Below are 25,099 nucleotides of genomic sequence, written 5' to 3' on the forward strand. Positions count from 1 at the left end.
CTCCTGCATAATGAGTAAAAGTTTTCTGATTGTCATTACTATACCATATCATAACTGAAATCATAATAATTTGGATATGCCAAAGAGCATAAATTTCGCAACAACTATTCATACTGGATAATAAGGGTTATTAGAGAGGGAGCGAATGTAAGGAAAATGAACTATTCGGCAGGCGCAATTACCGTCCAATCGGATTTGACCATATTACTTAATCATGCACATCCTGATGCTGCTGTGGCAAGAGAAAAATTAAACGCTTGGACAGAGCTGCTCCATAAAGCCGGAACGATCCATCTTTACAAGCTGTCGGCGCTATCTTTATGGAATGCAGTGAGCATGGGTGAAAATGAACGAGATATGCTCGAGTGGATGAAACAAAACAGTACGAACGGATTGCCGCTTAAGGCAGAAGCGATGATACGGGCATGGTTGAACAGGTTTGGCAAAGTAGTGCTGTATTATGATAAGGAAAGGCTTATATTGGCTTTTGATTCCAGTTTGCTGCATACTGCGCCATTAATGAGCTTGGTACATAAGTGGGCTGTATCATCAATCAATGAGTGCCGTTTCGTAGTTAATGCTGAAGATCGCGGGCTCATTAAACAAGAGCTCACGCGAAGCGGCTTTCCGGTTATCGATCAAGCGGGCTATATAGCGGGGGAAGATTTGCCGGTGCAGCTGCGGACGACAACGCGGAGCGGCGTTAGCTTCAGGCTGCGCAGTTACCAGCAGGAAGCGCTGGCAAGATGGAAGCATCAAACAGAGCTGCTGTGCGGCAGCGGTGTTGCCGTTTTACCCTGCGGAGCGGGCAAAACGGTTGTTGGCATTGCGGCGTTGGCAAGCTTACGCAAGGCTGCGCTAATATTGACCTCCAGCTCTACCTCTGTACAGCAATGGAAACAAGAGCTGCTCGACAAAACAACTTTAACTGAGCAGGATATTGGCGTATATTGCGGACGAAGCAAGCAGGTTCGGCCGATCACAATTGCTACGTACAATATTTTGACTCATCGCAGTTCCAAAACTGCTGATTTTGCGCATATGCAGCTTTTTACCGAGCGGGAATGGGGAATCATTATTTATGATGAGGTGCATCTGCTGCCTGCTCCTGTATTCCGCATGACAGCCGATATACAAGCGACTAGGCGATTAGGGCTGACGGCGACTTTAATACGTGAGGACGGCTGCGCTGAAGATGTCTATTCCCTAATCGGCCCTAAGCTATATGACATGAATTGGAAAAATGCGGAGCAGCAGCAGGTTATAGCCGAAGTTCATTGTACAGAAATCCGGGTGCCCCTGGATAAAGCTGTGCAAATGAAGTATGAGAAGGCGGGAGCGCGCGAGAAGCTGCGTATCGCTTCGGAAAATGCAGAGAAGCTGACGGTTGTACGGCAGCTTTTAGAAAAGCATGCGGATAAGCAAACGCTCGTTATCGGGCAATATTTGTCACAGCTTAGCGAGGCGGCCCAGCTGCTGCAAGCACCTCTATTGACTGGCGAGGTAAGCCATGAAAAGCGGCAGAAAATATTTGATCAATTCAAATCAGGGCCAATTCGAGTGCTCGTTTTATCTAAAATAGCTAATTTGGCTGTTGATTTGCCGGATGCGAGCGTTGCGATACAGCTATCCGGCAGCTTTGGCTCCAGACAGGAGGAGGCTCAGCGGATCGGCAGATTGCTAAGGCCTAAGCAAGGTACGAATGAAGCTTGGTTCTATACGCTTGTTACCGATCAAACGAAAGAGACGGAATTTGCAATGAAGCGCCAGCTGTTTATGCTTGAGCAGGGGTATCAGTATGAACGGGTAGAGCTTAAAGAAAAGGTATAGATTAAGGGTGATTATTGATGCTTTTGTCTGATATGCTGGCAAAATTATGTGCAGCCAGAGTTGAAGAGATCGGATCTTATCATATATGGAGAAAAGCGTTGCGGAAAAATGAGCAATGGCATAAAGCGGTTATTCAGGCTGAGGCTGCCAAGCGAGCCGCATTTTATTTGGAGGCGGAAGCAAGGATGGTTTTGCCAGCCTATATGAATGTTTGCGGTGTGCAGCCCATTGAAGAACAGCAGCTTATGGAGCGATTAATGCAGGAAACGAAGCAATCCGGTGTAAAATGTATGATCGGGCTTAAGCAGCTGGAAGGCGCTGGCATTTTGTTTGCGCTTCAAAGGGTATGGGGGGAGAGGCATTACTTGATGCCAACGGACATTTTTTTAAGCTGGCATATTATATTTTTTCCGTGTGCTGCTCGTCCGCTGGATGCTGATCAGGAGCTTGCGCTGTGGGGAGCAGGCGAGGTGCTGGCAGGAGCGCGTCCGCTGGATCGGCAGATGCTCAGCATGCTGGCCGAATTGGGTCGCTCCGGGCTCAAATTTACTAGCAAGGGCTTGCTGCCGCTGCCTGTTGCAAAGCGTTTAGCGGCTGCTGTCGATATGAAAGATAATGCTTTGCAAGCCATTGGGCTTGCTGCATCGGGCAGTCAGCCTTCCAATGCAGTTGCTTTTTTGCTTGCTGCCGCGCTGTCTCTTGGCCTGCTTGCTAGAAGCGAACAGGCCTTAAGCTGGAACATGGCAAAGCTGCACAGCTGGCTGGCAATGCCGCCAAATGAGCGGATCAGCCAGCTGCAGACGCTTGTCCTTGATCAGGCGATCAGTAATACTAAAAATACTAATGCAGGCGAAGCGGCTGCCTACACTCAGCTGGATTGCGGGCATTGGTACAATTCATCCGAAGTAATTGCTTATCATCAATTACTTCATCAATGCGGCTGGCTTGATTCAATTTATGACGTTAAGAGCAAGCAAACCTATATTCGAAAACGCTTGTTGGGGCAATATTCCGGCAGCGAAGTGATCGTACAGGCAAATGGAGAAATTTTAGTGCCTGCTGATTATTTTTTACTCAGATGGGAGCTTGAGCTGGTAGCGGAATATGTGCATGACGATCATATGGCGATTTATAGATTAACGAAAGAGTCGCTTTCTCGGGCAGCTCAATACGGTCGCAAGCGGTCGGATATTATACAGCTGCTGCAGCATCATGCTGGAACGCTTCCTGCCTCCATAGCGGCTATGCTTGCGGAATGGATGAGTGAGGAAAATGCAGAGGAGCGCACTTATTCTGCTGGCCAGCAATACCCGCAATTTCAAGCACAGCTGGCTGGCGAGCTGACCTATGAGGTGAATTTTGTAGAGTCTGATATAGCTCAGTTTTTGTTCGCTGCTCAATTAGACTTGCGGCAATATACTTGGTCTGAAGAGAGTGTGGCAAGAATGGAATTGAAAAATGGCTTGCTGAATCTGCCTCCAATGTGGACCGGAAAATATCAGGCGTATCACAGCTCAACAAAAAAAGAGCTGATTGAACAAGCTATTCTTTGGAAAACAGAGGTGCTTATACAATATTCGGGCAAGCCGCGTCTGTTTATTCCTTTGTATACGGAGCTTGCCGGCGATGAATGGCGTGTTGCAGGCCACTGGGCAGATGATCGAGATACAGCGGATCCTGCAGCCGAACAGCTGGTTTGGCTGCGGTCTGATCAGTGGAATGAGATGCAATTAATAGCACCTGAATCGCTCTAGCCATATCGCCTTTAGCGGTTATCCTCTTAATTCCTGCTATTCAGGCATAAAGTATATATGATATGATTAATAAGTAAATGATTTTGAAATGAGGTGGTATAATGTTTGCTGCTGAGCGCGTATATGAAGCGCAAGAAACGAATGCGCCAATCGGCACAGCATCATTGGATATGGCATCGCTCTTAATGAGCGCCTATGATTTAGGAGACTCCATTAATCAGTCCGCTGAAGTGGCTGAATATTTATATTGGAAGAAAGTTGTTTTTGAAGATGCTCAGGTTATGGAGGTAAGTAAAAAATTCGAAAAAGCGAAGGAATTTTTTGCCGAGTGCGAGCGCTTCGGAAGATTTCATCCCGACTATCATTCTGCAAAGGATAAAGTAAAGCAAATTGAGCGCGAGCTGGGAGCAATCGAAAGCGTAAGCAAATTCAAAGCATCAGAGCTCGTTGTGGATCAGATGCTGCATGATATAGCAACTATGATCGCAGGCTCTGTATCCGCTAACATTAAAGTGCCAAGCAATGAAAAAAAATTGGGCGGCTGTGGTAGCGGCGGCTCATGCGGCTGCGGAAGCGGCGGCTGCGGCTAACATTTGCATATTTAAGGAGTGGGGCAATGCTACCTGAACGTACAGGGTACATTATTTGGGTAAGTGATTTGAAAGCGGCAAAAAGCCTAGAGCGTTTTGGCTCGGTTCATTATATGTCCAAAAAGCTGCATTATGTCGTTATATATATGAATGCTGACAGGGCGGAGGAAGCTTTAAAGCAGCTGGGCAAGCTGCCTTATGTACGCAAAATTGAGCGTTCTTACCGCAATGAACTGAAGACCGAATATACGAAAGATACAGAAGAAAAATCAAAATTTTATAGCATGTAGCCTTTTACAGGCACCTCATCAGTTATATTGATGGGGTGCTTTTTTTTGAATACTAGAAAGTATATGTTTTTTCCCTATACCTGTTTTAAATTTCGTTGGTAAACGTGCCTGTCCAAAGGACGGCGGAGCCGTTTAATCTCTTTGAGCCATGAAAGGGTTCCATAAATGGAAATAGTTTAGCAGGAATGCGAAAAGTTTATTGAATTATTAGACAATCATGATAGAATGGAATAAAAAGAATAGGAAAAAAGACCCGGTTCTTTGGAAGGAGGTGTTGCGAATTGAAGGATAAAATGACGAGCAGATGGAATACTTATGAATCCTTTCATATTGAGCTTGGCGATAAGAAGGTTGTAGATGTCATTATTACGAATCATGCCCGCGAACGTTGGCAGGATCGCATTGAAGGTGAGAAAACCGGCTATGATGATATTGCAAAATATATATGGGATTGCTTGAAACAGGGCAGGGTAGCGCCATATTATCGCAATGAAGAGGATGTTTATGTTATCGACGAAGATTTAGTATTTGTTGCTGAGTTCGCAACATCGTTGACTGAAACTGATATTATCGGAAATCCACTGCATCAGATGGTCGTTGTTACTTTTCTGGGCAGAATGTCTGAAACGATTGAATTACGTGACCTTAAGTCCTACTATTCGTGGCTGCGGCATTCGAGGCGCATGACGCTTGTAAAAAACAGCCGCAAAAGAAAATGATATTTATGAGTCGTTAGTGTTAATATAATAATAGTGGAATTATGAAGCTTGCGGCTATAATATTAGTCGCAGGCTTCTTGATTTATAGTAGTAATGCGCAAGAGGAGGGTTTATAGATGGAACAATTAAACAGTAAGTTACATAACAGAGCTGATTTGCATGTTCATACGACGGCCTCGGACGGCTTGCTGCAGCCGGCTCAGGTTGTGCAGCTGGCAAGCCGATTGGGCTTGTCGGCAATTGCCATTACTGATCACGATACGACTGCAGGCGTTGCGGAGGCTCAGGAGGAAGGGAACAGGCTGGGTATCCGCATAGTGCCGGGCGTTGAGATAAGCACCGCAATAAACGGCTCTGAAATTCATATACTGGGCTATGGCATCAAACTTGAAGATGCTGTGCTTCAATCCCGACTGCAAGAGCAGCGGAATGCGAGAAGCAAGCGTAATGAACTCATAATCGGCAATCTAAACAAAATGGGCATTGCGATAACTTTAGAGGATGTTCACATGGAGGCGGCAAACGCTGATCATGATAGCCAGACAGGATCGAAAGATGATAAGCGAAAATCTATCGGCAGACCGCATATCGCTGCGGTGCTCGTTAAGCGGGGTATTGTAAAGACGATTAGAGAAGCGTTTGACGAATATTTGGCAGCCGGCGCCGCAGCTTATGCAGCCGTACCGCGCATTACGCCATTTGAAGCGATTGACTGGATTCGTGATGCGGGCGGTGTAAGTGTAATTGCTCATCCAGGGCTATATCATAACGACAGACTAGTAGAGGAGCTGCTGCAAAAGGGGGGCGCACTAGGCATAGAGGCCTATCATTCTGATCATGATACTGAGGCAGAACGCCGTTATTCGCAGCTGGCACAAGTATACAATGTGCTGATTACAGGAGGATCGGATTATCACGGTGAGCGGGCTGAGGGAAGCTATCACGGGGCGCTTGGCAGCAAATCAGCAGATATAGCGATTGTTGAAAAGCTAATGCAAGGATAAACGGATACCCCGTCTTTTGAAAAGAGGCCCATGGTCATGGATATGACAGGGCCCCTTTTTGATGGTAAACGATAGATTTGGCTAAAACGTCGGAAATGAATTTCACAGTTTATTTCGTTTCTACCTTTAACGCTTTAATACGCTCTTCGTCGGGTGTAATAAAGATCGTTTTTTGGTTGTCATAAATGACGAAGCCCGGTTTTGCTCCATTAGGCTTGCGCACATGTCTAATCTTTGTGTAATCGACCGGAACTAGGCTGGAGCCTTTTGCCTGACTGAAATGGGCGGCAAGCATCGCTGCTTCTTCAAGCGTCGCATCGCCGTAATTTGTTTCGCGTATGACGACATGTGAGCCGGGAATATCTTTCGTATGCAGCCATGTATCATGGATTGCAGCAAGCCGGTTCGTCAAATATTCATTTTGCGTATTGTTTTTCCCCACATAAATGGATATACCCTCCGAGGAAGTATAGCACTGCAGGGTCGGCTTAGCCGATTTTTTCTTTTTAGGCCCGCGTTTGGCGCGTTCTCTCATATAGCCTTCCGCAACAAGTTCCTCGCGAATTTCCTCAATATCAGCGATCGAGGCGCTGTCCAGCTGCTGCAGAAGCGCTTCGAAATAGGTAATTTCTGTGCTTGCTATGTTCATTTGCTCATGTACATAAGCGAGGCTGTTTTTAAATTTCGTATATTTGCGGAAATAGCGCTGGGCATTTTCAGATGGAGCCAGCCCCGGGTCAAGCGGTATCGTTATTTCCTCTTGGTTCTCATCATAAAAATTAAGCAGTGAAATTGATGTATCGCCGCGCTTGATTTCGTGCATATAGGCGGTTAGAAGCTCTCCTTGAATACGATATTTTTCGGCATCCTTTGCTTCTTCAAGCGATTCCTTAAATTTATTGATTTTAGTTTCGTTTTTGGCGCGTTCGTTCATTACAAAGCGGATCAGATCAGCAGCGCGCTGTTTGACTGTGTCACGCTCTGCCCTGTCGCCATAAAACTGCTCCAAACACTCGCTGATTGTGCCATAGGTCGTGCTGGCTCCTTGTACATGAGTAAGCGAAATAATAGAAAAATAAGATTTATCGGTTCCATCCTCAATAACGATAGTCGGCTCATAGCTGCCCGCCGCTGCTTGCTGCATGACGGAGTAGAAGCTGTCCCAAGGGGAAACTTGTCCGGCGCTGCGATATATAATTTCTTTTGCAAGAAGCGGGCTGATGCCGCTGTACAATTGAACAAGCTTTTTGTATGGCTCAGCTGCGGCAGGCAATTCTGCATTTTCTTCGCTCGCATCATTCCACAGCTGATCAAATTGCTCTTTGCTGGTGATGGAGAACGGATCAAGCTTGCCCTGCTCAGGAGGGGCTATGTAGCTGCTGCCAGGTAAAATAATACGATGGCTGCTTATAGCGGGAGTGACGTGATGAATGCCGTCATGAATAATGCCGGTCGCCGCGTCGGTCAATATAATATTGCTGTGTCTGCCCATTATTTCTACGATGAGACGTTTGGCTGACATATCCCCAAGCTCATCGCGGTGTTTAATATCGATGTGCAGCACGCGCTCGCGTCCTACCTGCGTCACCGCTTCGATGACTCCGCCTTCACAATGCTTTCTTAGCAGCATGCAAAACATCGGCGCTTCCAGCGGATTGACGTACGTTTTATTTGTAAAATGAATGCGCGGATAGGTTGGATTTGCTGAAAGCAGCAGCTTAACCTGCCCGCCTGCGCCTCTAATCGTAAATACAAGATCATGCGGGGAAGGCTGATAAATTTTATAAATTCGAGCGCCTGCATATTTTGCAAGCTCTTTCGCGATTGCGGATGTAACAATGCCGTCTAGTGCCATAGGTATTCCTCTTTTCTTCAAGCAGTCTTCCTCTATCATGCCATATTTAAAGCAAAAACTTAAGCGGCAATGTGATATTTTACAGTCTGTCCGAATATATTGCACTAGATGGCTGTCCACAGGATCGGCAAATTACGGGAGGGAGTCATACGATGGAACAAATGAAATGGCATCAGATGGGGATAGACAAGCTGACGAATACGCTGGAATGCTCTCCTGAGCAGGGGCTGCAGCCTGCTGATGCAGCAAAGAGATTGGAGCGAGATGGTCGCAATGAGCTTACAGAAGGGAAAAAGGCATCGCCAATCATTATCTTTTTAAGTCAGTTTAAAGATATTATGGTGCTTATTTTGCTTGGAGCAACGCTGATTGCCGCTTTTCTGGGCGAATATCTCGATGCGATTACGATTGTAGCGATCTTGGTTCTAAATGCAGTGTTAGGTTTTATCCAGGAGTTTCGTGCAGAGCGTTCCTTGCGGGCATTGAAAGAATTGTCTGCGCCTACGGCGCGCGTGCTGCGAGGAGGAGAAATAGTATCGATTCCGGCCAAGGAGCTGGTAGTTGGTGATGTCGTTTGCTTGGAAAGCGGAGACAGGGTGCCGGCTGATATTCGTTTTATTGAGACGAACAGCTGTTACATAGAGGAATCTGCACTCACGGGTGAATCCGTGCCTGTCGGCAAGCATCAGTCCGTTATACAAGAAGCAGAGCTGCCTCTGGGCGATCAAAAAAATATGGGCTTTATGAGCACGATGGTAACAAGAGGAACCGCAAAAGGAGTTGTTATCCGCACCGGCATGGCGACTGAAATGGGGAAAATAGCCGGAATGATCCAGCAAACGAAGGAAATGGACACCCCGCTGCAGCACCGGCTTGAGCAGCTTGGCAAGCTCTTGATTATCGTTGCGGTTGCTTTAACCATAATGGTTGTTGTTGCAGGAATTATGCACGGCCAGCCGGCTTATAATATGTTCCTTGCCGGGGTAAGCTTGGCGGTAGCAGCAATACCGGAGGGATTGCCTGCTATCGTTACGATCGCACTTGCATTGGGTGTGCAAAGAATGATCAAGCGAAGGGCGATCGTGCGCAAGCTTCCTTCTGTAGAAACGCTTGGCTGTGCTTCGGTTATATGCTCTGATAAAACCGGAACGCTTACACAAAACAAAATGACGGTCACGCATATGTGGATCGGCGGCAGGAAATATGAAGTAAGCGGTGAAGGCTATGAGCCAGTTGGCGAGCTTTACGAAGGCGGCAAGCAGGTTGATTACCGTCATGATTCTTCCATTAAACGATTATTGCAAATCAGCGCTCTTTGCAACAATGCGCAGCTTGTAAAAAATAATGATAAACGCAATAAAAATGCGGAGCAGGAGGATTGGATCCTTAAAGGCGATCCTACGGAAGGCGCGTTGGCCGTACTAAGCGCGAAGCTTGGCTCCTCCGGAAAAACGCTTGAGAAGCTGTACAAGCGCGAGCAAGAGTTTCCATTTGATTCTGAGCGAAAGCGCATGTCGGTCGTCATTTCTCATCAGGGCGGCAAGCTTGTATGCTCCAAGGGCGCTCCTGACATTTTGCTCGAGTATTGCAGCTATGTGCTGTGGGAAGGCAAGGTCGTTCCGCTTACAGGTACACTGAAGCGCAAATGCATAGAAGCCGGCGAGCAAATGGCGCATTCCGCCCTGCGCGTGCTAGGCATGGCCTATCGCGAGCTGCGCAAGGATGAGAATTGCGATTCGGAGCAGTCCGCGGAAAAAGGACTTGTGTTTGTAGGGCTTACCGGCATGATTGATCCTCCTCGCCGCGAGGTAAAGGATGCGATTGCAACCTGCAGCAGAGCTGGAATCAAGACGGTAATGATTACAGGAGATCATCAGCTTACAGCTGAAGCGATTGCTGGTCAGCTTGGCATTATGAAGCGCGGCGGCTCGGCGATGAGCGGCAAGCAGCTGGAGGCAATTTCAGATGAGGAGCTGGACCGGATCGTCGATGATGTGTATGTATATGCGCGAGTTTCACCAGAGCATAAGCTTAGAATCGTCAAATCCTTGCAGCGAAAAGGCCATGTAGTGGCGATGACCGGGGATGGCGTCAATGACGCGCCGGCAATTAAAGCTTCCGATATCGGCATAGCGATGGGCATTACCGGTACGGATGTCACCAAGGAAGCAGCTTCTTTGGTGCTGAGCGATGATAATTTTGCGACGATTGTTTCGGCGATTGAAGAGGGCAGAGGGATCTATGAAAATATTCGCAAATTTATTCGATATTTGCTTGCCTCCAACGTCGGAGAAATTTTAGTTATGTTTTTTGCTATGATGGCAGGCTTGCCGCTGCCGCTTGTACCTATTCAGATTTTATGGGTCAATCTTGTAACGGACGGCTTGCCTGCCATGGCGCTGGGTGTAGATCAGGCGGAGAAGGATTTAATGCAGCAGAAGCCGCGCGGCGCCAAGGAAAATATTTTTGCAAGGCGCTTGGGATGGAAAATTATTAGCCGTGGCGTGCTGATTGGTCTGTGTACGCTAGGCGCCTTCTGGCTGACGCTCATTCAAGGCGCCGGCGATGCTGATTCGCTAAAGGAAGCGCAGACGGTCGCTTTTGCGACATTGGTTATGGCGCAGCTCATTCATGTATTTGATTGCCGCAGCTCGCGCTCCATCTTCCACCGCAACCCTTTCCAAAATAAGTATCTCGTGCTTGCAGTTCTGTCTTCTATCCTGCTGTTAGTAGGTGTAGTGTACATTGAAGCGCTGCAGCCGATATTCAAAACAGTGCCGCTCGGCTTCAGAGAATGGTGTCTGGTCATAGTAGCGGCTGGAATCCCGACCTTCTTTATGGGCATTGGCAGCGTACTGGGCAAATCGAAGCCGAAGCATAAAAAGCAATGGCCGGCAGCAACTAGAACGGCTTAAATATCTGGCCTCACCTAATTTAACTAAAACAGCACTGATTCCGTAAGGAGTCGGTGCTGTTTTAGTTAAAATATAGTTTATAAGCTTAAGCACCCTATCTTTGTTTATAGATTGTTGTTTTTGTTTGTACTTTTAATAAGGCACGTAAACTATAATGGAATAAACGATTTATGCGGCGATTGTTTTTGTGTTATGAAATGTTTTCATAATATGGCTTGTTCATATTAGAAAAATCAATTAAAATAAGGCATAAGTTCATGAAGGGCATAAAACGTATGCCTCTACTAATTTTCGTCAACAATAGTGCAATAGCAATTACGCAAATGTTGCAATGAGATGAGTATGGGATTTCATGCATAGCAAATGCATCAGTCATACTGTTATTTTTAACTCATAAGTTACGAAAATAGGTTAAGCGCGTTGAGGGACCGTAAGCGGAGGGAGGATCTGGCTTGGCTATTAAACTTATTAATATCGGATTCGGCAATATCGTATCAGCGAATCGAATTATTTCTATTGTTAGTCCAGAATCGGCTCCGATAAAACGGATTATTCAAGAAGCTCGAGATCGGCAGATGCTGATAGATGCTACCTATGGGCGACGAACAAGAGCTGTTATTATTACAGACAGCGACCATGTCATTTTATCAGCAGTTCAGCCTGAAACAGTGGCACATCGTCTTTCCACCAAGGATGACGATAACGACGAATAGTACAGGGAGTATTGTGCAGATGGGATTGTTAATTGTTTTGTCCGGACCGGCTGGCGTAGGCAAAGGAACAGTTTGCGCTGCATTGCGCAAGCGTATGCCGGAAATCGTCTACTCGGTATCGGCAACGACAAGGGCACCAAGACAAGGTGAGGTAGACGGAGTCAACTATTTTTTTAAAACAAGAGAGCAGTTTGAGCAAATGATCAAGCAGGAGGCCTTGCTTGAGTACGCTGAGTATGTGGGCAACTACTACGGCACTCCGCGTGATTTTGTAGAGCAAACGCTCGCCAGCGGTAAAGATGTTATATTGGAAATTGAGGTTCAAGGCGCACTGAAGGTAAAAGAGAAGTTTCCGAGTGCCGTCTTTGTTTTCCTGCTGCCGCCTTCGATGGAAGAGCTTAAGCAAAGAATTACTGGACGTGGAACGGAATCTCAAGATACAATTAATACGCGCATGAACGTAGCGACTCAAGAGATGGAATTGCTCAGTCATTACGACTATGCTGTGGTGAATGATGAAATCGACGCAGCCTGCGATCGCATTCGCAGCATTATTATTGCCGAGCATTGCCGCACGGCCAAACAGCTGGGCACAAGAGCTGAGATGCAGGCCGTAACTCAGAAAGACTAAGTGAGGGGGATATTTCATGCTTTATCCGTCAATAGATGAAATGGTTAAAAAAGTAGATAGCAAGTATACGCTTGTCGTAGCCGCGTCAAGACGCGCCAGAATGCTGCGCAATGGCGAGAAGTCGGATCTAGGGGATCCGCGCTCGCATAAATTTGTAGGCGTAGCCTTGGAAGAAATTTATGGCGATTATATACAAGTAGAAACGCTTGCCTCCAAGGATGAGTAAGGCAGCATGGAACAGGATGTGGAGTGCAACTGGCGACAGTGAGCGCTCCTTTTTAAATTTTAAGGGCTATTTAGCAGGCTTGGCCATTATTCTTGTTAAAGAGAAGGCATAGAGGACAGCCGGAGCAGCGGTTTAATTTGGTTTTCGAAGAATAATGAAACGGGAGCTGCTTGAATAGCATAATTATAGGCATCTCATGCACACTCTTGTTTTTGTTATTCCTCTTTGAATATAAGCAGTGCCAAAACAAACGCATTCAACTTAAATATGAGGAGGAGATAATAATGGAAGATTTACGCTATCCGATTGGAAAGTTCGCTTTTGAAGGGATGTCGTCGCAGCAGCGCGAGCAGTGGATTAATGATCTGGAGCAGTTTCCAAAGCTTTTGAAGGATGCTGTAGCCGGCCTTAACGATAAACAGCTGGATACCCCTTATCGAACAGGCGGCTGGACAATCAGGCAGCTTGTACATCATCTGGCTGATGCTTCAATGAATGGCTTTACTAGATTCAAGCTGGCTCTGACAGAAAACAACCCTACGATCAAGCCGTTCAACCCCGACTCCTGGGCTAACTTGATTGATGGTGCCAATGCTTCTATATCTCCAAGTCTTCTTATGGTTGAAGGTATATATGTGCGCTGGGTGCAGCTGCTGCGCTCCATGCAAACTACTGATTTTGCAAAGCAATTTTATCACCCGGAGCGGGGCAGCCAAATTCGCCTTTCTTATTTTTTAGGCTTTTCGGCATGGCATGTTATGCATCATTTGACGCAAATAACAAACGCAAAGCTTCGCAAGGATTGGTAATAGAACGTACGAAGTAGCATGAACAGACAGGAGACTCAGAAATGAATTTACCAGGCAGCACGATTCAAGGGAAGACGATTTTATTGGGCATTACAGGCGGTATTGCCGCATATAAAGGCGCCGTGCTTTGCAGCAAGCTCGTTCAAGCCGGCGCCAATGTTCATGTCATAATGACGGAGTCCGCCGCTAAATTTATTACGCCGCTCACACTGCAAACATTGTCGCGCAACGCTGTTCATATAGACACCTTTGATGAGCGCAATCCCGAGGTTGTTACACATATTCACTTGGCAGACCAGGCTGATCTCATTATTGTTGCGCCTGCTACCGCAAATATTATTGCCAAGATGGCCGGAGGCTTCGGGGATGATATGCTTAGTACGACGCTGCTGGCTGCATCCTGTCCGATTGTTATTGCGCCGGCAATGAATGTTCATATGTATGAAAATCCGGCTGTCATAAGCAATATGGAGAAGCTGGCTGCGAGAGGGGCTATGTTTATTGAGCCCGGCACAGGGCAGCTGGCTTGCGGCTATGTAGCCAAGGGACGGCTGGCTGAGCCTGAACAGATTGTTGAGTCTGTCATACAGTGGTTTGAACGCAGCAATAAGCTTGCTGGCAAGAAGCTGCTTATTACGGCAGGCGGCACAATGGAGCGTCTTGATCCCGTGCGTTATTTGACGAATGATTCTTCCGGCAAGATGGGGTTTGCCATTGCGGAGGCTGCTCAAAAAATGGGAGCTGACGTGACGGTTGTGGCTGGACGCGTAACGGCGAAAATGCCGGAAGGGATAACGCTCGTGTCTATCGAATCCGCGCAGCAAATGCAGGATGAGGTGCTGGCAAGGTTTGAGACGGCTGATATCGTTATAAAGGCAGCAGCAGTTGCCGATTATAGACCGGTTGTTAAAAGCGAGCAAAAAATTAAAAAGAGCAGCGACCGGCTCGTGCTTGAGCTTGAACGAACGACGGATATATTGAAGCTGCTTGGCGAAAAGAAAAAACAGCAGTTCCTTGTAGGCTTCGCTGCCGAAACGGAGCAGCTGGAGCAATATGCGATGGATAAGCTAAGGCGCAAAGGCTGCGATCTTATTGTGGCGAATGATGTGAGCGCTGCAGGAGCCGGCTTTAACGGCGACACAAATATTGTGCAAGTATTTGCAGAAGAAGGACTGGTTCAATATTTGCCGTTAATGTCAAAGCGCGAAGTCGCGGGCAGGCTAATGGATATCATATACGACCGTTACACCGCAAAGCGGGGGACGATCGAATGATTGCAAAAGTAATTGTAGATGTGCCGAGCCGCCAGACGGATCGGCCTTTTGATTATTTAGTGCCCTCTGAGATGGAGCAATGGATCGAGGTTGGCAGTCGGGTAGGGGTCCCCTTTGGGGGCAGAGTTTTGCAGGGCTTCGTCATTGGCCTGGCCGGCGATACGTCTATTGAGCAGTCCAGGCTGAAGCCTGTGTCCGAACTGCTTGATCCTGTACCGCCCTTGCTGCCGGATTTAATTGAGCTTTCCAAATGGCTCAGCGACAAGTATTGCTGCTCTTGGACGCAGGCGCTGCAAGCGATGATTCCCGTCGCGCTAAAGGGAAAAGAGGAGCGCTATGTTGCAATTGGACAGCTGGAGGAAGTGCAGCAGACACTGTCCGGGGAAGCGGCGGCATGGATTGAGAAGCATGGACCTTATGTGCTGCTCGATCAGCTGACAGCGCGCTTTCCGGAAGATAGCAAGCGGATTAAGGAATTGCTCAAAACGGGTGCGCTTTCGCTGCATCCGACGATAAAAGATAAGCTTTCAATTAAAACGATATTGACGGCCTGCTTGTCCGAAGCTGCCAGAGCTGCTGGACTTGAAGAAAGCTTGCTTAAGCTTCCGAAAAATGCAGGCAAGCAGGCTGCAGCTCTGACTTACATATATGAAGCGGAGGAGCCTGTTTCACTTGCTTATCTGGCCAAGGAGCAAGGGATATCGGCCTCGGCGGTTCGCGCGCTGGCGGATAAAGGGCTGATCGTTATAGAAGAGACCGAGCAGCAGCGGGATCCCTATGCCAAGCGTCATTTTGAAGCGACGGAGCCAAAGCCGCTTACTGACGAGCAGCAAAAGGTGTATAGCGAGATTGCAGCTGCTATCGGGGACAAGGAGCCGCAAACCTTCCTGCTGCACGGCATTACAGGAAGCGGCAAAACGGAGGTGTATTTGCAGGCGATTCAGTATTGCCTGGAGCGGCATCAGCAAGCGATCGTTCTCGTGCCCGAAATATCTCTTACGCCACAAATGGTGGAAAGATTTAAAGGCAGATTCGGGGATGAGGTCGCGGTGCTGCACAGCCGGCTGTCAAGCGGTGAGCGCTATGATGAGTGGCGCAAAATTAGAAGCAGGCAGGTTCGGGTAGCGATCGGCGCACGCTCTGCCATATTTGCTCCATTCGAGCAGCTTGGTTTAATTATTATCGACGAGGAGCATGAATCTTCCTACAAGCAGGAGGAAAGTCCTAAATATCACGCCAGAGATGTTGCGGTATATCGCGCCAAGCAGCATGGCGCTACCGTAGTGCTGGGATCGGCTACACCTGCGATGGAAACCTATGCGGCTGCCGCCAGAAGGACTAGCTCAGAGACAGGCCCGCGCCGGTCGTCTTTGCTGGAGATGCCTAATCGTGTCGGCCATCGGCCAATGCCGCAGGTTAATGTAGTCGATATGCGGGAGGAGCTGCTGGCTGGCAATCGCTCCATGTTTAGCCGCAAGCTGCATGAAGGGCTGCTGCAAAGGCTTGAAAGAAAGGAACAGACCGTGCTGCTGCTTAACCGGCGCGGTTACTCCACCTTTGTCATGTGCCGTTCCTGCGGCTATACTGCGGGATGTCCGCACTGCGACATCGCGCTCACTTATCATCAAAAATCACAGGTTATGAGATGTCATTATTGCGGTTATGCTGAACATACGCCTAAAGTGTGCCCCTCCTGCCAAAGCGAGCATATCCGCTTTTTTGGCACAGGCACGCAGAAGGTGGAAGAAGAGCTGGCCCGGCTTTATCCCGGTATTAGAGTGATACGTATGGACGTGGATACAACGACCGAAAAAAATGCACATGAACGGCTGTTGAAAAGGTTTGAAAATCGCGAGGCAGATGTTTTGCTAGGCACACAGATGGTTGCCAAGGGGCTCGATTTTCCTTATGTGACGCTTGTTGGCGTTATAGCCGCCGACACTTCCTTGCATTTGCCCGATTTTCGCGCCGCAGAGCGGACGTTTCAATTATTAACCCAGGTTGCCGGACGGGCAGGCCGCCATCATTTGCCGGGAGAGGTCGTCGTGCAGACCTACACACCTGAGCATTACGCGATTACTTGCGCATCACAGCATGACTTTAATTCGTTTGTGCAGCGCGAGCTGCAGCATCGCAGCATGCTGGGGTATCCCCCTTACTGCAGACTGATCGTCGTGACGATGTCGCATGATCAGCTGCCGCTGCTGTCAGCTGCCAGCGCACAGTTTGTCGACGATCTGCGCGGTCTGGCTGCGCATCTTGGCGTGCTCGTGCCGCTGGACAGCGGATTGCCAAGAGCGCTGGAAATATTAGGGCCGGTCGCATCGCCCATTGCCAAAATGAAAGATCGCTACCGCTTCCAATGTGTGCTAAAATATCGAGGGAGCGTTAATGCCGCCTCGATTATTGAGCAGACGCTCGCGCAATATGCGGAGCGCTCCGCGCAGAAGCAAATTCATTATAGTATTGATGTAGATCCGCAAGTTATACTGTAGTCACGAATGAATGCTTTTGAATAAATATAATATAGATAGCCTATGTCTACGAAAAGGATGAAGAATGATGAGTATACGATTAATAGTGAAGGAACCAGATCCTGTCCTGCGCGAGGTTGCGAAGGAAGTTACGAAATTTAATCCGAATTTGAAAAAGCTTCTTAAGGATATGGCGGAAACGATGTATGACGCTGAGGGCGTTGGCCTTGCCGCGCCGCAGGTCGGCATTTCCAAGCGGGTCATCGTAGTAGATGTGCGAGACGAGAATGGCCTTGTTGAGATGGTTAATCCTGTTATTGTCGAGCAGTCTGGCGAGCAGGTTGGGCCGGAAGGCTGCTTGAGCATACCGAATTTGAATGGCGAAGTAAAAAGAGCTGACCGTATTGTCGTAGCGGGGCAAAATAGTGATGGCGAGCCGATCACGATTGAGGCTTCCGGTTTTTTTGCACGCGCGTTTCAACACGAAATCGACCATTTGAACGGGATCCTGTTTACTGATATTGCGCTTAATGTATATGACATATCCGAATTAGCTAGAAAAGGCGGCGAGTCTTAATGCGTATTGTTTTTATGGGTACGCCGGAATTTGCTGTTCCTTCTTTAAAGCTGCTTGTTGAGCAATCGTATGAAGTCGTCGCGGTTGTATCACAGCCGGATCGTCCAAAAGGCAGAAAAAAGACGTTGACGCCGCCCCCTGTAAAGGAAGCGGCGTTGTCGCTGGGCCTTCCGGTGCTGCAGCCTGAACGAATGCGCAGCCGCGAGGCTGTCGAGCAGCTGGCGCAGTATAAGCCTGATTTAATTGTAACGGCGGCTTACGGGCAAATTTTGCCTAAGGCTGTATTGGACATGCCACAGTACGGCTGCATTAATGTGCATGGCTCCCTGCTGCCCAAATATCGCGGCGGCGCGCCTATTCAGCGCTCCATTATTAATGGCGAGTCGGAAACAGGCGTTACCATTATGTATATGGCCGAAGGCTTGGATACCGGTGACATGATTAGCAAAGTGTCCGTACCGATTACGGATGGGGATACGTCAGGTACTATTTTTGACAAGCTGAGCAAAGCTGGTGCGCAGCTTCTCAGCGAAACGTTGCCAAGCATTGCAGACGGCTCGGTGCAGGCTGTCCCGCAAAATGATGAGGAAGCGACATATGCTCCGAATTTAACGCGCGAGGACGAGAGAATTGATTGGAATAATCCAGCCAGAGCTATATTTAACCAAGTACGCGGCTTGTCGCCTATGGCAGGAGCGTTTACTTATTTGAACGGTGAAGTATTTAAAATATGGACATGCAGCGCCAGAGACGGCCAAACAGGTAAAGCTGCCGGAACGATCATTGCGATTGACGGCGCGGGGCTGCATGTGCAGACGGGTGCGGGAGTGCTTGTTGTTAATGAAGTTCAGCCGGCAGGGAAAAAAGTAATGAGCGCTGCGCAGTGGCTGCAGGGCGCAAGAATTGAGACTGGAGCAGCGTTCCAGCAGGGAGCCGAGCAATGACGGGGCGCCGCGCCGGTGGCCGCGCTCCGTCCCGCAAATCTGCGACCTCGCGCGATGTTGCCCTTGATACGCTGGTTAAAGTCGCGGAGGGCGGCGCATACAGCAATCTTCAGCTCAACCGCGCTCTGCAGGAATCAAGCCTGTCCCGTGCCGATGCTGCGCTCGCGACAGAGCTAGTATATGGTACTTTGCAGCGGCAGCTGACTTTGGATTACTGGCTGGCGCAGTTTGTTGCCAAGGGGCTTAGGAAGCTCGAGCCTTGGGTGCACCAGCTGCTGCGCTTAAGCTTGTATCAGCTGCTGTTTCTCGACCGTATTCCTGCTCATGCAGCGGTTAATGAAGCTGTTTCGATCGCACGGCGCCGCGGACATGCAGGCATTGCCAGCATGGTGAATGGCGTGCTGCGCAATGCCGATCGCAATCGAGACCGTTTGCGCATTGAGCATATAAAGGCTGATACCGCTGTTGAACGGATAGCACTCCAATATTCTTACCCGCAGTGGCTGGTTCAGCGCTGGCTGGCAAGTTATGGCGAAGATGCCGCAACTGCAATATGCAGGTCAGGCAATGAGCAGCCTCATGCCAGCATTCGCGTTAATCCGCTTGCGGCAACGCGCGAGCAGGTGCTTTTGCAGCTTCAGAAAGATGACCTTGAAGCTATTCCGTCGCCGGCAGCCCGCATGGGCATTGTCGTAAAGGGCGGGGGCCATTTGGCCGAGCGCCAAGATTTTGTTGAAGGCAAATGGTCGCTTCAGGATGAGAGCTCTATGCTCGTCGCGGAAGCCGCTTCGCCACAGGCAGGCATGAAGGTGCTGGATTGCTGCGCGGCGCCAGGAGGGAAAAGCACTCATCTGGCTGAGCTGATGGAAGGCAAAGGCAAGGTGTGGGCCAATGATTTGCATGCCCACAAGCGCGCTTTGATTACAGCCCAAAGCGAACGGCTTAAGCTGCGCAATGTAGAGGCGATCACCTCTGACGCCCTGCTGCTTGGCGAGCGCTTCGAAGAGAAGTCAATGGACGTCGTGCTGCTGGATGCGCCATGCTCAGGTTTTGGCGTTATTCGCAGGAAGCCTGAGATCAAATGGACTAAAACGGAGGGGGATATTGCAGAGATTGCCGCCCTTCAGAAGAAGCTATTGCCGGTCGCAGCGCAACTTGTTCGCAGCGGAGGCGTACTTGTTTATAGCACCTGCACGATCGAGGCTGCAGAGAATGAGCAGCAGGTTCAGCATTTCCTGGCAGAGCATCCTCACTTCAAGCTGGATGCAGCCTGGCCGGAGGATACGCTGAGCCGCTTGCGCGAGGCAGGCATTATTGACAGCACATTCAATGGCATGCTGCAGCTGCTGCCGCAGCATTTTGGCAGCGACGGCTTCTTTATAGCGCGCATGGTCAGATGCGATTAAGTGGACTGGATAAGAGGCAGCAAAGGACAAATGTAGCTGAACAATGCCGCTTATGTTAAAATAAAACGATGGCAAGTCAGAATAGGCGTTAAAAACGTATAGCTGCTTGCCGCGAGAAACATATATTGGTGTACAGGTTGTGATAAAATGAAACCATTTATTTATGATTATACGTTAGAGCAGCTGCAGGAATGGATGGCCAACAATGGAGAGGCTTCCTTTCGGGCTGACCAGCTTTTTGACTGGATCTATGTGAAGCGGGTAACAAGCTTTGAACAAATGACGAATTTGTCCAAGCAGCTGCGTGAAAAGCTTACAGAGCACTTCCAGTTCGTTACGCTGCAGGAAATTACACGGTTTGAATCCAAAGACGGTACGGTCAAGTTTTTGTTTGGGCTGCATGATGCCCATGCGATCGAAACGGTTATTATGCGGCACAGCTACGGCAACAGCATCTGCGTAACAACACAGGTCGGCTGCCGCATTGGTTGTACGTTTTGCGCCTCCACCTTGGGCGGGCTCAAGCGCAATCTGACAGCAGGCGAGATTGTGGCACAGGTTGTAACTGCCCAGCAAATACTGGATGCGACAGATGAACGAGTATCTAGCATCGTGATTATGGGCTCCGGAGAACCATTTGAAAATTATGATGCGACTATGAATTTCCTACGCATTATGATTCATGAGAAAGGGCTTCATATCGGACAGCGCCACATTACCGTATCGACGAGCGGAATTGTGCCTAGCATGTACAAATTCGCAGATGAAAATACGCAAATAAACTTGGCGCTTTCCATACATGCGCCGAATGACAAGCTTCGCTCAAAGCTGATGCCGGTCAACCGCAGATTTCCGTTTGAAGATGTAATGGAGGCTTGCCGCTATTATATTGCCAAGACGGGCCGCCGGATTACGTTCGAATATGCTTTGATTGGCGGTGTAAATGACCAGCCTGAGCACGCTCAGGAGCTGGCTGATGTGCTTAAAGACTTGCTTTGTCATGTCAACTTAATTCCGGTCAATCATGTCCCGGAGCGCAAATATGTTAGAACGTCGCGGGATGAAATCTTTCAATTTCAACGTATTTTGGAGCAAAACAATATCAACGCTACCATACGCAGGGAGCAAGGCCACGATATTGCGGCTGCTTGCGGCCAATTAAGGGCGAAGCATATGGAATCCACTACGAGGTGATGAACGATTGTTAATGGCTAACCGCAGTAATATTGGATGCGTCCGTCAAGTCAACGAGGATCAGTCTTGGACGGGGAAGCTTAGCACAGGAACGGCGCTTGCAGTTGTAGCAGACGGAATGGGCGGGCATCAAGCCGGAGACGTTGCCAGCCGTATGGCAGTGGAAGCATTTTGCTTCGCTATGAAGTCTAATCTTCCGGGCGACGGTTTCTCCTTGCCGGAGGGCAAAATGCTTATGCGCCAAGCTATTACAGAAGCTAACAGCACCGTTTATGAGTTGAGCTCGCGCGAGGAGCGCTATCGGCATATGGGAACGACAATTGTAGCGGCGCTTTTGCAGGAAGCAAATATTATTATTGGCCACGTAGGCGACAGCAGAGCCTACAAAGTTAGCGAAGGCGCTATGGAGCAGCTTACAGTGGATCATACTCTGGTCAATGAGCTGGTGAAATCAGGTCAGCTTAGTGAGGATGAGGCAGTCAATCACCCGCGCCGCAACGTATTGACTCGAGCAATAGGAACGGATGCGCATGTAGAAATCGACGTACAGGCAGTAAAGTGGTCATCTTGCGATACGCTGCTGCTCTGCAGCGATGGATTGACAAATATGGTCAGTGAGAATGAGATCGTAGGCGCAATCATGAATGAAGAGCTGGAGCTTGAGGAAAAAGCCGACCATCTCATACAACTGGCACTGAATGGCGGTGGAGACGACAATGTAACAGTCGTCCTGATCCAGCCGTCTGCAGACAGGGAGCGAGAGGAGCGACTGCAATGATTGGACATGAATTAGGCGGGCGATATGAAATATTGTCGCGTATAGGCGGCGGAGGCATGGCGCTTGTCTACAAGGCTCATGATATTTTGCTTAATCGCAAGGTTGCGGTTAAGGTGCTGCGTCAGCAATTTGTCCATGATGAAGAGTTTATACAGAGGTTTCGCCGGGAGGCACAGTCAGCGGCAGCTTTGTCGCATCCCAACGTCGTCAGCATTTATGATGTCGGGCAGGAAGGCGAGACGCATTATATCGTAATGGAATATATTGAAGGCCGAAATTTAAATGAGATTATTAAAGAATTTGCTCCGCTGCAAGTGAAAGAGGCTGTAGGCATAGCCGCACAAATTTGTGACGCGCTTGACCATGCGCATCACAATCATATTATTCATCGTGATATTAAGCCTCATAATATATTGATAGGAAATAACGGACGAGTGAAGGTAACGGATTTCGGCATTGCGAGAGCTGTTACATCCTCGACGATTACGCATACCGGCTCTGTCGTAGGTTCTGTGCATTATTTTTCACCTGAGCATGCCAAAGGCATCAATACGGGGGAAAAATCAGATTTATATTCTTTGGGAATTGTGCTCTATCAAATGCTGACTGCACAGCTGCCATTTCTCGGCGAAAGCCCGATCAGCGTGGCGCTTAAGCATTTGCAAGAAAACTTTGCGGAGCCTAAGGCAATTAATCCGCATATCCCGCAAAGCGTCGAAAATGTTATTTTGAAGGCGATGCGCAAAAATCCGAGCGAACGCTATGCCTCTGCCGAGGAAATGATGTCTGATCTGGAAACCTGCTTGCTTCCGGAACGGCTTCATGAGCCTAAGCTCACCTTCCATACTTTTAATGATTTGGACGAGACAATTATTATGCCTGCCATCCGCGGTGAAAATCCGTCTACGGCTGCGGCCTCTGCAATGGGCACAGGCAAACAGCCTAGTGTGAATGCAAAGCAGAATACAGCCAGACAAGACGATCATCCGCTTTTAGAAAATACAGCAGCGATGCCTGCTGCAGAGCAAGCCGGACGACCGTCTAAAAAGTGGAAGAAGCCGCTTGCTGTCGTTGGGGTGACCTTGTTTATTCTTGCCTTGATCGTAGCCGGTTTTATATGGATTCTGGACCGATTCAGCGTAGATGATGTCTTGGTGCCATATGTAATTGATAAACCGATCGAGGAAGCGAAAGCTTTGCTAGAGGAAGCGAAGCTGAGAGTCGAGTATCCGCTCATTAGGGAATTCAGCAAGGACGTGCCGAAGGACGTCGTCATAGACCAGTCCAAAAAGAACACGAAAGCGAAGGAAGGCTCCTATATTCAGCTGCACGTCAGCGACGGCCCTGAAATGAAAGAGATGAAAAATTATGTCGGTCAGCCGATCCAAGCTGTCATTGATGAGCTGACAGGTATCGGAATGCGCGAAAAAGACCAGATTATAATTAAGGAATCATTCAGCGAGGAAGCTCCAAATACAATTTTAGAGCAGTCCTTGCCTGAAAAAGAAATGTTTGATCCTACCGAAGCTATAGTTACATTTACAGTAAGCAAAGGCCGCGAGCAAGTGGAAATGCCCGAGCTGGTTGATATGAATTTGAAAACGGCACGTAATTTGCTCAAATCACTAGAGCTGGTGCTAAAAGAAGAAGATATTATATACGAAGCAAGCTATTTGGTTGAGAAGGACAAAATTATAAGCCAGGACAACCACCAGCCTGGTGATATGGTAGCTAAAGGTTCGACGATTACTATTCGTGTATCCACGGGGATTCCGGCAGATTCGAAAACATATCAGTTCAATGTAGTTATTTCTCCAGCTAAAGTAGGTCAGTCAAGCGAGGTTAAAATTGCTTATTCTGATGCCAGAGGAGAAAATGTCGAAACAGTTTCCCGTGTCATTACAACTACTGAAACGATCCCGGTTACGGTAGTTTTGGCTCCGGACACAATTGCTAGAATTTCTATTACGCGAGATAAACAGCTGATCGATATTAAACAAATATATTATGAAGAGCTGGCTCAAGGCTCTAACAGCGGAACCGTGACTATACCGGGTGAAGAGGAAGAGCATGTGCCCGAGGAAGAGCCGGCTGAGCCGGTGGACGGCCCGCTTAATGGCAACGGGCACAATAAAGATCAGGAAAGCGAGCAGCTAAATGATGAGCATGGAAACGAACAAGAAGGATAAATCTGAACAATTGGAACAAGTAGGGACGATTATCAAGGCGCTTAGCGGCTTTTACTATGTGCGTGCCGATGATGCTTTGCGGTTTCCGTCAGAAATCCAATGCCGGGCCAGGGGAGTTTTCAAGAAGAAAGGCCTTACTCCGCTCGTCGGCGACCGGGTTCGTTTTAGCATGACAGATAATGGCGAGGGAACGGTTACGGAACTGTTCCCTCGTTCCTCCGAATTGGTCAGGCCGCCTGTTGCTAATATTGATTTGGCGATACTGGTGTTCTCCGTTACGGAGCCGTCATTAAATTTGCAGCTGCTGGATAAATTTCTTGTGCATATTGAGCATGCGGACATCCCTGCTGTGCTTTGCCTCAGCAAAAAGGATCTTGAGCAGGACGGGGATGAATCTGAGGAAGCCAAAGCGATGTCAGCCGCCGTTAACGAAATATACGGAGCAATCGGTTACGAGGTTTACAGCACGAGCGCCAAGCGCAACAACGGCATTGGGGAGCTTAGAGAGAGGCTTAAGGGCCATCTCGCTGTATTTGCCGGCCAATCAGGGGTAGGGAAATCTTCCTTGCTTAATACGATCGTGCCTGGCTTGCAGCTGGAAACAAATGCGATCAGCAATCGCCTTGGCCGCGGCAAGCATACGACCAGACATGTGGAGCTTATTGATATAGGCGGAGGCTTGGTGGCAGACACGCCTGGCTTTAGCCAGCTGGATTTTGTCGAGCTTGGCGTAGACGATTTAAGCTCATGCTTTGTGGAGATGCGCGAATTGTCCCCGAATTGCAAATTTAGAGGCTGTACGCATATTCAAGAACCCGGCTGCGCTGTGCTGGAAGCGCTCGAAGAGGGCAGGCTGGCACCGAGCAGGCATGAGCATTACAAGCTGTTTCTAGAAGAAATGAAAGAGAAAAAACGGAGGTACTGAAA

General features: G+C 48.5%; 21 protein-coding genes. 20 read left to right on the plus strand and 1 reads right to left on the minus strand.

The window, feature by feature from the left end; genetic code table 11:
* Positions 1 to 156: 156 nt before the first annotated feature.
* The 6 genes from ACRRU2_RS01625 to ACRRU2_RS01650 all read left to right on the plus strand — a co-directional run bounded on the left by ACRRU2_RS01625 (position 157) and on the right by ACRRU2_RS01650 (position 6,187).
* Positions 157 to 1,830: a DNA repair helicase XPB gene (locus ACRRU2_RS01625; protein ID WP_432499746.1), complete on the plus strand. Its 1,674-nt coding sequence runs from the start codon at positions 157 to 159 to the stop codon at positions 1,828 to 1,830.
* A gap of 17 nt (positions 1,831 to 1,847) precedes the next feature.
* Positions 1,848 to 3,584 (plus strand): helicase-associated domain-containing protein, encoded by a 1,737-nt coding sequence (locus tag ACRRU2_RS01630; protein ID WP_432499747.1) that lies wholly within the window; start codon positions 1,848 to 1,850, stop codon positions 3,582 to 3,584.
* A gap of 101 nt (positions 3,585 to 3,685) precedes the next feature.
* Complete coding sequence (locus ACRRU2_RS01635; protein ID WP_331701714.1) at positions 3,686 to 4,174, plus strand: YlbF family regulator; 489 nt, start codon at positions 3,686 to 3,688, stop codon at positions 4,172 to 4,174.
* 26 nt (positions 4,175 to 4,200) lie between these two features.
* Positions 4,201 to 4,464: a YlbG family protein gene (locus ACRRU2_RS01640; protein WP_331701713.1), complete on the plus strand. Its 264-nt coding sequence runs from the start codon at positions 4,201 to 4,203 to the stop codon at positions 4,462 to 4,464.
* Positions 4,465 to 4,745: 281 nt separating this feature from the next.
* Complete coding sequence (locus tag ACRRU2_RS01645) at positions 4,746 to 5,183, plus strand: hypothetical protein (protein ID WP_432499748.1); 438 nt, start codon at positions 4,746 to 4,748, stop codon at positions 5,181 to 5,183.
* 116 nt (positions 5,184 to 5,299) lie between these two features.
* Entirely contained in the window at positions 5,300 to 6,187 is an 888-nt protein-coding gene (locus tag ACRRU2_RS01650) for a PHP domain-containing protein (RefSeq protein WP_432499749.1), read from the plus strand.
* 109 nt (positions 6,188 to 6,296) lie between these two features.
* Here the strand turns inward: ACRRU2_RS01650 and ACRRU2_RS01655 are convergent, their stop codons facing one another.
* Positions 6,297 to 8,042: an Rqc2 family fibronectin-binding protein gene (locus ACRRU2_RS01655; RefSeq protein ID WP_432499848.1), complete on the minus strand. Its 1,746-nt coding sequence runs from the start codon at positions 8,040 to 8,042 to the stop codon at positions 6,297 to 6,299.
* Between the two features lie 152 nt (positions 8,043 to 8,194).
* Here ACRRU2_RS01655 and ACRRU2_RS01660 point away from each other — a divergent pair, with 152 nt between their 5' ends.
* The 14 genes from ACRRU2_RS01660 to rsgA all read left to right on the plus strand — a co-directional run bounded on the left by ACRRU2_RS01660 (position 8,195) and on the right by rsgA (position 25,097).
* Positions 8,195 to 10,957 (plus strand): calcium-translocating P-type ATPase, SERCA-type, encoded by a 2,763-nt coding sequence (locus ACRRU2_RS01660; RefSeq protein WP_432499750.1) that lies wholly within the window; start codon positions 8,195 to 8,197, stop codon positions 10,955 to 10,957.
* A 452-nt stretch (positions 10,958 to 11,409) separates the two neighbouring features.
* On the plus strand, positions 11,410 to 11,670 hold the full coding sequence (gene remA, locus ACRRU2_RS01665) for an extracellular matrix/biofilm regulator RemA (protein ID WP_331702333.1): 261 nt from the start codon (positions 11,410 to 11,412) through the stop codon (positions 11,668 to 11,670).
* A gap of 13 nt (positions 11,671 to 11,683) precedes the next feature.
* The gene (gene gmk, locus ACRRU2_RS01670) at positions 11,684 to 12,301 is read left to right on the plus strand and encodes a guanylate kinase (protein WP_331702363.1); all 618 of its coding nucleotides are present in this window, start codon (positions 11,684 to 11,686) and stop codon (positions 12,299 to 12,301) included.
* A 16-nt stretch (positions 12,302 to 12,317) separates the two neighbouring features.
* Positions 12,318 to 12,527 (plus strand): DNA-directed RNA polymerase subunit omega, encoded by a 210-nt coding sequence (gene rpoZ / locus ACRRU2_RS01675; protein WP_432499751.1) that lies wholly within the window; start codon positions 12,318 to 12,320, stop codon positions 12,525 to 12,527.
* 284 nt (positions 12,528 to 12,811) lie between these two features.
* Positions 12,812 to 13,336: a YfiT family bacillithiol transferase gene (locus ACRRU2_RS01680; protein WP_331702335.1), complete on the plus strand. Its 525-nt coding sequence runs from the start codon at positions 12,812 to 12,814 to the stop codon at positions 13,334 to 13,336.
* Positions 13,337 to 13,377: 41 nt separating this feature from the next.
* Positions 13,378 to 14,610: a bifunctional phosphopantothenoylcysteine decarboxylase/phosphopantothenate--cysteine ligase CoaBC gene (gene coaBC / locus ACRRU2_RS01685; protein WP_331702336.1), complete on the plus strand. Its 1,233-nt coding sequence runs from the start codon at positions 13,378 to 13,380 to the stop codon at positions 14,608 to 14,610.
* Complete coding sequence (priA, locus tag ACRRU2_RS01690) at positions 14,607 to 17,105, plus strand: primosomal protein N' (protein ID WP_432499752.1); 2,499 nt, start codon at positions 14,607 to 14,609, stop codon at positions 17,103 to 17,105. The genes coaBC and priA overlap by 4 nt, the downstream gene beginning before the upstream one ends.
* A gap of 67 nt (positions 17,106 to 17,172) precedes the next feature.
* Positions 17,173 to 17,661, plus strand: a complete 489-nt coding sequence (gene def / locus ACRRU2_RS01695) for a peptide deformylase (protein ID WP_331702364.1) — start codon at positions 17,173 to 17,175, stop codon at positions 17,659 to 17,661.
* Complete coding sequence (gene fmt, locus ACRRU2_RS01700) at positions 17,661 to 18,605, plus strand: methionyl-tRNA formyltransferase (protein ID WP_432499753.1); 945 nt, start codon at positions 17,661 to 17,663, stop codon at positions 18,603 to 18,605. Before def ends, fmt begins: the two co-directional genes overlap by 1 nt.
* Positions 18,602 to 20,011 carry a 16S rRNA (cytosine(967)-C(5))-methyltransferase RsmB gene (gene rsmB / locus ACRRU2_RS01705; RefSeq protein ID WP_331702339.1) on the plus strand — a complete coding sequence of 470 codons (1,410 nt, stop codon included), beginning with the start codon at positions 18,602 to 18,604 and terminating at the stop codon, positions 20,009 to 20,011. Before fmt ends, rsmB begins: the two co-directional genes overlap by 4 nt.
* Positions 20,012 to 20,158: 147 nt before the next feature.
* Positions 20,159 to 21,205, plus strand: coding sequence for a 23S rRNA (adenine(2503)-C(2))-methyltransferase RlmN (gene rlmN / locus ACRRU2_RS01710; protein ID WP_331702340.1), 1,047 nt, complete (start codon positions 20,159 to 20,161; stop codon positions 21,203 to 21,205).
* A gap of 13 nt (positions 21,206 to 21,218) precedes the next feature.
* The gene (locus ACRRU2_RS01715; RefSeq protein ID WP_331702341.1) at positions 21,219 to 21,983 is read left to right on the plus strand and encodes a Stp1/IreP family PP2C-type Ser/Thr phosphatase; all 765 of its coding nucleotides are present in this window, start codon (positions 21,219 to 21,221) and stop codon (positions 21,981 to 21,983) included.
* The gene (gene pknB, locus ACRRU2_RS01720; RefSeq protein ID WP_331702342.1) at positions 21,980 to 24,172 is read left to right on the plus strand and encodes a Stk1 family PASTA domain-containing Ser/Thr kinase; all 2,193 of its coding nucleotides are present in this window, start codon (positions 21,980 to 21,982) and stop codon (positions 24,170 to 24,172) included. Before ACRRU2_RS01715 ends, pknB begins: the two co-directional genes overlap by 4 nt.
* The gene (rsgA, locus tag ACRRU2_RS01725) at positions 24,141 to 25,097 is read left to right on the plus strand and encodes a ribosome small subunit-dependent GTPase A (RefSeq protein ID WP_432499754.1); all 957 of its coding nucleotides are present in this window, start codon (positions 24,141 to 24,143) and stop codon (positions 25,095 to 25,097) included. Before pknB ends, rsgA begins: the two co-directional genes overlap by 32 nt.
* Positions 25,098 to 25,099: the final 2 nt, after the last annotated feature.

It is taken from the genome of Paenibacillus sp. GXUN7292, assembly GCF_050864975.1.
Lineage (GTDB): Bacteria > Bacillota > Bacilli > Paenibacillales > Paenibacillaceae > Pristimantibacillus.